This window comes from Mycobacterium sp. 48b (assembly GCF_048282725.1).
Classification (GTDB): Bacteria; Actinomycetota; Actinomycetes; order Mycobacteriales; family Mycobacteriaceae; genus Mycobacterium.
Genome location: NZ_JBLVUL010000001.1, coordinates 6,973,215 through 6,982,421, shown reverse-complemented (window position 1 = coordinate 6,982,421; position 9,207 = coordinate 6,973,215). Strand labels below are relative to the sequence as shown.

The following is a 9,207-nucleotide window of genomic DNA, read 5'->3' as shown; positions in this document are numbered from 1 at the left end:
AGCGCTATGTGGGGCGATATCTTGGGAATGGCACTTCTGGTGTCACTCAATCCGGTGCTTCTCGGCTTCATCTTGCTGGTGATCTCCCGGCCCCGGCCGGTGCAGAACCTCATCGCGTTCTGGGTCGGAAGTCTGATCGTGAACATTCCGGCCTTCGTGATCTCGACATTGGTACTGGCCTCGGTTCCGTCGTTCAGGTCGGTTGCACAGGACTTGGTGACCCCCGAACCGGGTTCTACCGTCAAGCCTTTCCAATTCGTCTCGGGATTGGTCTGTGTGGCGATCGCGGGACTGCTCGCCGTGCGGATGAGGATGCGGAAACGGGTGAACCAGCGCGCGTCGGTGAACGTCGGGGGCGACTCACCGGTGCTTGTCATGGAACCAGACCAGTCGGCCGCCCCGGGACCGCCGACGGGGCGCATCCGTAAGGTGATGTCCGATCTGGGCGCCGCGGCCCGAAGGCTCGTCGAACGTGCACACGACGCCTGGGAGGGCGGCGCGTTGTGGGTCGCGCTCGTGTTCGGCCTGTGCTACATCGCGCCGCCGCCGTTGGTGTTGATGGTGGCCACCATGGTGGTCGGCTCGGGTGCGCCGATCGGAGTGCAGGTCGTCATCAGCATCGCGTTCGTGTTCGGAATGCTCGCGGTGTTCGAGCTCGCGTTGCTCAGTTACGCCATCGCCCCGGCCAGGACCCAGGCCGTGCTGCATCCACTGCACGAGTGGACCAAGCACCACCGGCAGTTGGTGCTGCTGGCGCTCTTCGCGGTGGTCGGGCTCTGGCAGGTGGTCACCGGCGCCGGCCTCATCTGAACGCATCTCAGAGGCTATTCGGCGAGCCCGAGCACGCGGCGCGTCATCTGGTTCAACTGCACCCGCAGCGTTTCGCCGTCGATGTCGGCGAGCAGCGGATGCATTACGGCGACGCTGATCGCGCTGGAGAGCATCGCCGCGTGAAACCTGGCCTCCACGCCGGCTTCAGTGCCCAGCAGCGCGGCATAGAGGCGTTCGATGAACCGCTGAAACGGTTCGTACTCCGCCTGTAGGCGGATGATGACGGGGTCGAACATCGGAATGCTGAAGGTGCCGCGGCGGTCGATGGCCTGCTCGATCATCCGGTCGAGCAGCGCGTCGCGGGCCTGTCCGGGCGACCCCTCCGCCTCGGCGGCTTCCAATGCCTCTTCGAGCCGGCTCATTTCCCGCTCGGTGATCGCGATGACGATCTCGTCCTTGGTCTTGAACTGCCGGTAGACGGCTGCCTTCGTGACGCCCATTTCGTCCGCGATCATCTGCAGCGACGTCCCGCTGACGCCGTGATTGGCGATGAGCTTGAGCGCTGCGTCCATCACCCGCGTTTGAGCGGCGGTGCGCGTGATCGCACCGAAAGTCCGGGCTTCCTGTGTGGACGTCACAACGTCAACCGTAACTGACGATTGACCGCCTGGTTGCCGATCGGCTACCGTCCAAGTTGCCGATCGGCAACTAACGTCACGCACGAAGAGAGTCCGACGATGAGACGACCTGACGGTGAGTTGATCCTCCTGGGGACGTTGCCCGTGGTGGCAATCATCTGGATCTCCGCGTTCTTCCTGTTCCCCGGGTTCGTACATCCGATGTCCCCCAACATGTCTGCCGAGCAGCTTGCGAGTTTCTATCAGGACGAGACCGCGCGGATCCGGTACAGCATGATCCTGTTCAACTGGTTCGGCGTCGGGCTGATCCCGATCGTGATCCTGCTGGCGATGCAGGTCCGCCGGATGGCCCACCGCACGCCGATCCTGTCGTACAGCTTGATTGCCGCGGCCGGCGGTCCACCGGCGCTGTTCCTCATCGCCAACATGTTCTGGCTGCTCGGCTCATTCCGTCCGGACCGCGCACCGGAGTTGACCCAGGTGCTCAACGATCTCGCGTGGCTGACCTTCACGCTTCTCGTTCCGTATCTCATTGCGCAATGTCTGCTGCTGGCCCTTGCTATCTACTGGGATCAGCAAGAACGGCCGGTGTTCAAACCGTGGGTGGCGTACTTCAACCTGGTCGTCGCAGCGGCGCTGGCGCCTGCCACGTTCACCGCGCTGTCGTTCGACGGCCCGCTGGCCTGGGACGGGGTGTTGTCGTTCTGGCTCAAGAACATTGCCATTGCCGTCTGGATCCTGGTGATGGGAGTCGTTCTCGCGCAGTCGATCAAGCAGCAGCGGGCGACGGACAAGGTACCCGCATGATTGGCTCACGGTTGAGCAGGCTGACGTGGAACCTGCGCTACCACCCCAAACGCGAACTGTGGTTCGCCTGGTACGTGATGGTGTTCTTCTACCAGCTCTACGGTGTGCTCTTCTTCTTCGTCACCCGCGTGCAGCCTCCGCCCAGCCCGGCATGGGACACGCCGACGGTCGTGCACTGGGTGACCGACCACCGGTTCGGTGTTCTCGCAGGCTTCGGCGTCGTCTTCCTCATCACCGGTCTGTGTGCGCCGATGAACGCACTGCTGGCGTACTCGATGCGACGAATGTCGGTCAGCCCCGCCTTCGCCTACTCGTACCTGATCATGTACTCGCTGAGCGCAATTCCGGGCATGCTCGTCATGGCCATCGCGATGACCGCTGCCGCCCTGCGGCCCGATCGCGACCCCGAGATCATCCACTGGCTCTACGAATTCGCCTTCCTGTCGTTCAGCGGGACCATGGGTGTGTTCCTGATCGGTTCACTGGTGTGGATGGCGGCGATCCTGCTCGACAAGAACCGGGTGTTCCCGAAGTGGTTCGGCTATCTCAATCTCTGCAACGCCCTGACCGAAGTGGTCGTCGCACCGGCGTGGATCTTCCAGCGCGGCGCCTTCGCCTGGAACGGTGCGATCGCCTGGTGGGTCAACATGGTCGTTTTCGTCACGTACACCGGTGTTTTCATCGTGCTGCTGCGCAGGATGATCGAGCGCGAGGACTTCGGCACCGGTCCGCTGCCGAACCTTCCGGACAAGGATGCCGACGAGCGTCAGCCAGCGGTGGAGGCGGTGCGATGACAGAGCAGCTCGAAGGTGCCCGCGTCAAGGCCGTGCCCGGGCAGCCCGACATGTGGATGTTCGTGCTGTTCGAATCGCTGCTGTTCACCGCCTACTTCTCGGTGTATCTGGTGTCGCGCACGCAGAATCCAGAGCTCTTCCTGCAGTCGCAGTCCCATTTGGACCTGCGGATCGGGGTGGTCAATACCATTGCCTTGCTGCTGAGTTCGTGGGCCATAGCCCGATGTGTCCAGGCCTCCCGGGAGGGCAACTATCGATCCGCGTTGACGAATGCGTTCCTGACGATCGCGTTCGGGGTCACCTTCCTGGTGGGAAAGATCATCGAGTGGGTCACGCAAATTCGCATGGGGAACACGTTCACCAGCGACGAGTTCTTCCAGCACTACTTCTTCCTGACGTCGATCCACTGCATCCACGTCCTGATCGGCTTTGTCGTGTTGGGTGTCGTCGTCTATCAGTTGTGGAGTCCGCAGCGGCGATCCCAACAGCTGGTCGAAACCGGTGCCACCTATTGGCACACCGTCGATTTCCTCTGGGTCCTGATTTTCGCGCTGATCTACGTCGTGAGGTGAATGGTGCACACCAAGGTCAACACGAGACTGCTGATCGTCTGGGCGATCCTGACGGGAATGACGCTCATCTATGTGTGGCTGGACGAGGCCGTAGACCAGAATGGGACGTTGAAGGCCAGCACCGTCGTCACCGTCAGTGCGATCGCCATCGCACTCATCAAGGTGCGCATCATCTTCCGGGAGTTCATGGAGGTGCGCAACGCACCGGCGCTGCTCTGCCGGCTCACCGACGGTTGGGTCGTTCTCATCGGTGTGTGCCTGCTGGGCAGCTACTTCGTCGGCTCAGCGATCGCCGGTTAGTACCCGTACAGATGGAGCGCCCGCGCGGTTTCGGTGGCGATCTCCCCGCTCAACCCCGCGATCGGCGGACCGCCGCGCTGATGAATCACATTCGCCAGGACCGCGACGTAGGTGTCGGACCCGGGATCCATCCACAGCGTCACCCCTGTGAATCCGGTGTGGCCGAAGCTGCCGACGGGAAAGACCGTGCCGCGCGGTCTGGAATGCGGGGTGTCGATATCCCAACCGAAGCCGCGCAGGTCCTGCCCGTCGATGGCCGGATAGTGCGGGCCGAGCTGGGAATCGGCGTTGTTGGCCGCCTCGACTTGTTGGGCGCTGTGCCCGGGCTGCTGCGGGGTTGTCATCAACTCGATGGTCGATTGCTTCAGCGGAAACGTGCTCGGGCGGCCGGCGCGACGATCGAGCAGGGCCTGCGCGAACCGGCCGACATCGTTCACCGTCGAGAACACCCCGGCGCTGCCGGCCACCCCACCCATGCGGCGCGCCGTCGGGTCGTGCACCGTGCCGCGCAGCGGGTGGCCGTAGTCGGGATTGATGCCGGGAGTGTCTTCGTCGAGCGCTGTCGGTGCGATGCGGCTCAAGAGGTCGGTGCTCCACGTATCTGCCGGGCAGTCGGCCACCTTGGGCGCGTTCGGATCGAAGGCGATCGAGGTTCCCCGGACCTGGTGCGGGCCACAGGCTTTGGTCGCAGGAAGGTAGCGGGTATCTGACAACCCCAGTGGTGCAAACACATTGTCGGGCACGTACCGATCCAACGGCTGACCCGTGATCCTCTCGATGATCGTGCCGACCAGAATGAAGTTGATGTCGGAGTAATGAAAGAGCTCTCCGGGTTCGTACACCACCCACGCACCGAGCGCACGGTGAATACCCTCGGCTTTGTCGGCTTTGTCGAGCCCCCACGGCCCGTCAAGGCTGAGATCTCCGGCGATGCCCGACGTGTGCGTGAGCAGCATCCGCACTGTCACCTGCGCGCGGCGCGGGTCGTTGGTGGGGTTGAAATCCGGAAGGTAGGTCTGCACCGGCTCGTCGAACGCGACCTTGCCCTGTTCGTAGAGCTGTAGGAAGGCCGTCGTCGTCGCGATGCTCTTCGACAACGAGGCGAGGTCGAAGATCGTGTCCTCGGTCATCGGCTCGGCGGGGGCAGGTACCCCGTCCAGTCCCGGTTCGCCGTCGAGCTTGCGTGAGCCGTACGCCTGGCGGAAGACGACGTTGCCGCCGTGCCCGACCTGAACCACTGCCCCGGGCAGGCGATGGGCCGCAATGGCGTCATCGACGAGTTTCGAGACCGCGGTGAAGTCACCGGTGGGAACGACGGCGGCCAGGGTAGGTGCTGGTACCGCCGCGGGGGCAGGCGCATGCGTGGTCTTCGCGCCGGTGGCCAGCGGTGGCGGCGCTGATTGTCCGCACGAAGTGGTCGCGGCAACCGTGAGCAGTACGGCTCCCGCGGCGCAGAGCCGGCTCAGACGTGATCGCGACGCCGTCACCAGGTCGACGGTAGTCGACTGCGACTATGTGGCGGATTGCGGTCAGTATGTGGCAGTAACTCGCCGCCTAGCGTTCGGCGCCGACCACCACCGGCGTTCGCGGCTCCAGATGTTTCGCCCACCCGGACGCGCACACCACCGTGCTGGCAATCGCCAACAGCCCGACAAAACTCAGCATCACCGGATAGCTGAACCAGTGTGCGAGGGCGGCCAGCGCCGCGGGCAGCAGGAACCCCAGGTAGGCCAGGGAGTAGTAGACACCGGAGATGCCGGCGAGCTCGTCGGGCGGCGCAATGCGTTGGATCTCAAGGAGACCTGACACGATCGCAATGCCGTAGGCGCTGCCGAGCAGCATCGCCACCAGCGGTGCGACGAGCGCCGAACGGGTGACCGCGGTGGCCACCGCGGCGAAGATCCCCAACGCCATCAGTGCCATGGACACGACCACGGCGCGGGAGCTGGACACGTCGTCGAGGCGCCGTGCGATCGGCTGGATCGCCACGCCGCAGCCCAGGGTCAGTACGGTCAGCCCCACGGTGTAGAGCAGTGCCCACGATCCGAGCTGGTCGGAGACGAGCGCCGGCACCACCGCGTAAGCGATGGCGGCCGAACCGAAGATCCACGGCGCCATGGGAACAACGACATGCAGGAACCGGCGGTGCCCGGCGGCGGGCACCTTCAAACCGTCCAGGAAGGGCCGCGAGGTCATGCGTTCGCGCGTCTCGACGGTCCGGTTCCACACCGCCCACAGGACGGGCACGCACAGGGCAGCGTGGACGAGATAGGTCAGCACTAGTGGCAGCGGGGCGTACACGGTCAGCAGTCCGGCGCACAGCGGGCCGACCCCGAAGCCCAACGACAGACAGATCGAGGCGCGGCGCGCACCGGCACCGGCGGGCGCGTCGTCGAAGGGCTGCCGAGACAGTTCGGCGATCCAGGCCGAACCGACCGCCATCGCGATACCGACGGCCACGCCGCTGAACAAGCGGCCGACGAACAGGGCCGGGAAGCCCCAGTAGTCACCGATCGCCAACACGAGGCTGCCCAGCGCCGCACTGATGACGCCGGCGGCCATGACGCTGCGCCGACCGTGGCGATCCGACAGGGTCGAGGCGATCAGGAGGCCCGGGATCAGCCCGAGCACGTAGGCGCCCAGCAGGATGTCCACGTCCACCCGGGTGTATCCGGAGTGCTGGGCGTAGGCGATCAGCAGAGGGGTGAATTGGTTTCCGCCCCAACCGATGCAGAACACGGCGATCGCCACCGCGACCCACGGCGCAAGACGGTGCCGAACCTGAGCCGGCACCTCGGGGGAGTCGATCGCGACGGCGGTCATGCCAGCACCACCCGGTAGGTCGCCTCCAGATGCGCCAGCAAGGCGCCCTCGAAACCGGCGACATCGCGTCGGCCGATGGTGTCGGCCAATTCGGCGTGTTCGCCGATCAACTCGGTCAGCCGGGCAGAGTCCGAACGGGCGGCGTCGGCCATCATGCGGCGCTGCCGGTCGCTGAGGGACCCGTAGAAGCGCCCGGCGATCGTGTTGCCGGCGACCTCCACGATTCGCCGGTGAAAGGCATCGTCGGCGGCTGCGAACTGATCGGCGTCGCCGATGGCCGCACCATGGCGCTGCCGCTCGACCAACTCGGTGAGCTCGCCGAACAGCGTGTCGATGGATTCCGATGACCGGCACAACCGGCGGACCGCTGCGGTCTCGAGCGCCAGGCGCATCTCGAGCAGATCGGTGGCCTCCTGTGCGGAGACCGGGACGACGACGGCACCGCGGCGCGGCATCAGGTCCAGGAAGTCCTCGGCGGCCAGGCGCAGGAACGCTTCGTGCACAGGCGTGCGGCTGACGCCGAGTTGCGTCGCCACCTCTACCTCGCTGAGCAGCTGCCCGCCTCGAAATTCACCGGAGAGGATCTGGTCCTTGGTCATCCGGTAGACGCGCTGGCTGTTGCTCGATTTCTCGTCCGTGCCCACGAAAGACCAGAGTACCCCTTGTATGCAAGCTTGCATGCAAGGGGTCTATCCAGGGGAAATGCCTAGAACGGGCTGCTGTTGGCCTGGTACTTGGAGGATTCCGGACGCGGTCCGAACCGCCGGATGTAGTCCTCGTGCTTCTTCTGGTCCTTCTTGTACCGGATCTCGTCGACCAGGTTGGGGTCGAGGCCGTGCTGCGCCAGCCGGTGCCGACGCCAGATCTTGTTGAGCGCGAGGGCCATCAAAATGGCCCAGATATAGATCGGCACGGTCATCTCCATGTGCACGTACAGCGAGGCCGGCAGCAGCCAGAGCGGCGCGAGTACGAACAGGGGCGGGATCGCCATCCGGATGAGGTGCCGGCGCACGGCCCCATGGTCGGCCAGGTCATGGGCCACCCACTCGCGCATCGAATCGGGCAACCGCTTGCCGTAGCAGTAGGCGACGTATTGAAAGAAGTTGGGACGGTCTTTGGTTTTGTTCTGGACGGCCATGACGGGCTCCTGGTGTCAATCGGTGAGTGAATTGGCCGCCAGCGCAGCCACGTTGATACGGGTCAACACGCGATGCAGTTCCTCGAGTTCGACGATGTCGACGCCCAGGCGCTCCACCACGGCGGGTGGGATGGCCAGTGCCCGCTCGCGCAGGGCGACCCCGGCCTCGGTGAGCGCGACATCGGTCGCGCGTTCATCGCCGGCCCGGCGGCTCCGGGTCAGCAGGCCCAGCGCTTCCAGCCGTTTGAGCATCGGTGACAGCGTCGCCGAATCGAGCTGCAGTGCGGAAGCGATTTCCTTGACCGAGAGCGGGGGATTGTCGCCCGAGCCGGACCGCTGGTGATCCCACAGCGCCAGCATCACGAGGTACTGCGGATGGGTCAGGCCCAGGGGCTCGAGTAGCGGTCGATAGACGGCGAGCACCGCGCGGTTGCTGACGGCAAGCGCAAAGCAGACCTGCCGTTCCAGGGCCAACGGGTCGGAGCTGAGCTCAGGTGCTTCGGATACTGCGGACACAAAATAAACGTACCCTAATAGTTAGGGTACTAACAATGTCTCGACGGTCACACGGTCACACGGTCACACGGTCAGTGCGCGCGTTTGGCCAATCGTTCGGCGTTGTCGATCAGGATGCTTCGTCCCTGCACCCGGATCCAGCCTCGTTGCGCGAAGTCCGACAGCGCCTTGTTGACCGTCTCGCGTGACGACCCCACGAGCTGGGCGATCTCTTCCTGGGTCAGCTCGTGGTCGACGCGCAGCGCGGAGCCGTCGCGGCTGCCGAACCGTTGCGCCAGGTAGAGCAGCTGTTTGGCCACCCGGCCAGGCACGTCGGTGAAGATCAGATCCGACAGGTTGTCGTTGGTGCGGCGCAGCCGACGGGCCAGCACGCGCAGGAGCTGCTCGGCGATCTCGGGGCGATCGGCGATCCAACTCCGCAGGACGCTCCGACTCATCACGACTGTCTTCAGCTCGGTCAGCGCGGTCACCGTCGACGTCCGCGGACCGGGATCGAAGATGGCGAGCTCGCCGAACATGTCCGATGGACCCATCAGCGTGATCAGGCTGTCGCGGCCGTCCACCGACTTGCGGCCGATCTTCACCTTGCCCGCGGTGATGATGTAGAGCGTGTCGCCGGGCTCGCCCTCGGCGAAAACCACCTCTCCGCGACGGAAGGTAACGGGCTCCAACTGCCGGACCAGGGCGGCCACGGCATCTGGCGACACACCTTGGAAGATGCCGGCGCGGGCCAGCACTTCGTTCATGAATCCCCCTCGGTGAATGCGCCAAACGCGGCGATGCGGTGTTTTTGTGCAGGTCGCAGCCAGGAACGTGGCCGCCGTTTCACTTTACAAGGGCTCTCCGCC

The 9,207-nt window shown here is 64.8% G+C and carries 12 protein-coding genes; 5 read left to right on the top strand and 7 right to left on the bottom strand.

From position 1 onward, the window contains the following. The first annotated feature begins 6 nt into the window (after positions 1 to 6). Positions 7 to 810: a GAP family protein gene (locus tag ACNQR1_RS34200; RefSeq protein ID WP_418049938.1), complete on the top strand. Its 804-nt coding sequence runs from the start codon at positions 7 to 9 to the stop codon at positions 808 to 810. A gap of 14 nt (positions 811 to 824) precedes the next feature. Here the strand turns inward: ACNQR1_RS34200 and ACNQR1_RS34195 are convergent, their stop codons facing one another. Next, entirely contained in the window at positions 825 to 1,343 is a 519-nt protein-coding gene (locus tag ACNQR1_RS34195) for a TetR/AcrR family transcriptional regulator (protein WP_418049937.1), read from the bottom strand. Between the two features lie 165 nt (positions 1,344 to 1,508). Between ACNQR1_RS34195 and ACNQR1_RS34190 the strand changes: the two genes are divergently transcribed. From ACNQR1_RS34190 to ACNQR1_RS34175, 4 genes are read left to right on the top strand one after another with little or no spacing between them, the layout of a single operon-like run. Beyond that, entirely contained in the window at positions 1,509 to 2,216 is a 708-nt protein-coding gene (locus tag ACNQR1_RS34190; RefSeq protein ID WP_418049936.1) for a hypothetical protein, read from the top strand. Then, a complete protein-coding gene (locus ACNQR1_RS34185; protein ID WP_418049935.1) occupies positions 2,213 to 3,010 on the top strand; it encodes a hypothetical protein in 798 nt (265 codons plus the stop codon). The genes ACNQR1_RS34190 and ACNQR1_RS34185 overlap by 4 nt, the downstream gene beginning before the upstream one ends. Then, positions 3,007 to 3,582: a cytochrome c oxidase subunit 3 gene (locus tag ACNQR1_RS34180; protein WP_418049934.1), complete on the top strand. Its 576-nt coding sequence runs from the start codon at positions 3,007 to 3,009 to the stop codon at positions 3,580 to 3,582. The genes ACNQR1_RS34185 and ACNQR1_RS34180 overlap by 4 nt, the downstream gene beginning before the upstream one ends. After that, positions 3,583 to 3,882: a cytochrome C oxidase subunit IV family protein gene (locus tag ACNQR1_RS34175; RefSeq protein ID WP_418049933.1), complete on the top strand. Its 300-nt coding sequence runs from the start codon at positions 3,583 to 3,585 to the stop codon at positions 3,880 to 3,882. It begins immediately after the preceding gene. Here ACNQR1_RS34175 and ACNQR1_RS34170 read toward each other — a convergent pair. The 6 genes from ACNQR1_RS34170 to ACNQR1_RS34145 all read right to left on the bottom strand — a co-directional run bounded on the left by ACNQR1_RS34170 (position 3,879) and on the right by ACNQR1_RS34145 (position 9,105). Further along, positions 3,879 to 5,369 carry a serine hydrolase domain-containing protein gene (locus tag ACNQR1_RS34170; protein WP_418049932.1) on the bottom strand — a complete coding sequence of 497 codons (1,491 nt, stop codon included), beginning with the start codon at positions 5,367 to 5,369 and terminating at the stop codon, positions 3,879 to 3,881. The genes ACNQR1_RS34175 and ACNQR1_RS34170 overlap by 4 nt on opposite strands. Positions 5,370 to 5,436: 67 nt before the next feature. Beyond that, positions 5,437 to 6,705, bottom strand: a complete 1,269-nt coding sequence (locus ACNQR1_RS34165; RefSeq protein ID WP_418049931.1) for an MFS transporter — start codon at positions 6,703 to 6,705, stop codon at positions 5,437 to 5,439. Continuing rightward, positions 6,702 to 7,349, bottom strand: coding sequence for a GntR family transcriptional regulator (locus ACNQR1_RS34160; RefSeq protein ID WP_418049930.1), 648 nt, complete (start codon positions 7,347 to 7,349; stop codon positions 6,702 to 6,704). The genes ACNQR1_RS34165 and ACNQR1_RS34160 overlap by 4 nt, the downstream gene beginning before the upstream one ends. A 62-nt stretch (positions 7,350 to 7,411) precedes the next feature. After that, complete coding sequence (locus tag ACNQR1_RS34155; RefSeq protein WP_418049929.1) at positions 7,412 to 7,843, bottom strand: DUF5313 domain-containing protein; 432 nt, start codon at positions 7,841 to 7,843, stop codon at positions 7,412 to 7,414. A 15-nt stretch (positions 7,844 to 7,858) separates the two neighbouring features. After that, positions 7,859 to 8,359: a MarR family winged helix-turn-helix transcriptional regulator gene (locus tag ACNQR1_RS34150; RefSeq protein ID WP_418049928.1), complete on the bottom strand. Its 501-nt coding sequence runs from the start codon at positions 8,357 to 8,359 to the stop codon at positions 7,859 to 7,861. A gap of 71 nt (positions 8,360 to 8,430) precedes the next feature. Then, positions 8,431 to 9,105, bottom strand: coding sequence for a Crp/Fnr family transcriptional regulator (locus ACNQR1_RS34145; protein ID WP_090423961.1), 675 nt, complete (start codon positions 9,103 to 9,105; stop codon positions 8,431 to 8,433). Positions 9,106 to 9,207 lie beyond the last annotated feature (102 nt).

Bases quoted from the DNA above. Each gene is read 5' to 3' on its own strand.
- ACNQR1_RS34200 (WP_418049938.1), top strand. From the start codon at position 7: ATGTGGGGCGATATCTTGGGAATGGCACTTCTGGTGTCACTCAATCCG.
- ACNQR1_RS34195 (WP_418049937.1), bottom strand. From the start codon at position 1,343: ATGGACGCAGCGCTCAAGCTCATCGCCAATCACGGCGTCAGCGGGACG.
- ACNQR1_RS34190 (WP_418049936.1), top strand. From the start codon at position 1,509: ATGAGACGACCTGACGGTGAGTTGATCCTCCTGGGGACGTTGCCCGTG.
- ACNQR1_RS34185 (WP_418049935.1), top strand. From the start codon at position 2,213: ATGATTGGCTCACGGTTGAGCAGGCTGACGTGGAACCTGCGCTACCAC.
- ACNQR1_RS34180 (WP_418049934.1), top strand. From the start codon at position 3,007: ATGACAGAGCAGCTCGAAGGTGCCCGCGTCAAGGCCGTGCCCGGGCAG.
- ACNQR1_RS34175 (WP_418049933.1), top strand. From the start codon at position 3,583: ATGGTGCACACCAAGGTCAACACGAGACTGCTGATCGTCTGGGCGATC.
- ACNQR1_RS34165 (WP_418049931.1), bottom strand. From the start codon at position 6,705: ATGACCGCCGTCGCGATCGACTCCCCCGAGGTGCCGGCTCAGGTTCGG.
- ACNQR1_RS34155 (WP_418049929.1), bottom strand. From the start codon at position 7,843: ATGGCCGTCCAGAACAAAACCAAAGACCGTCCCAACTTCTTTCAATAC.
- ACNQR1_RS34145 (WP_090423961.1), bottom strand. From the start codon at position 9,105: ATGAACGAAGTGCTGGCCCGCGCCGGCATCTTCCAAGGTGTGTCGCCA.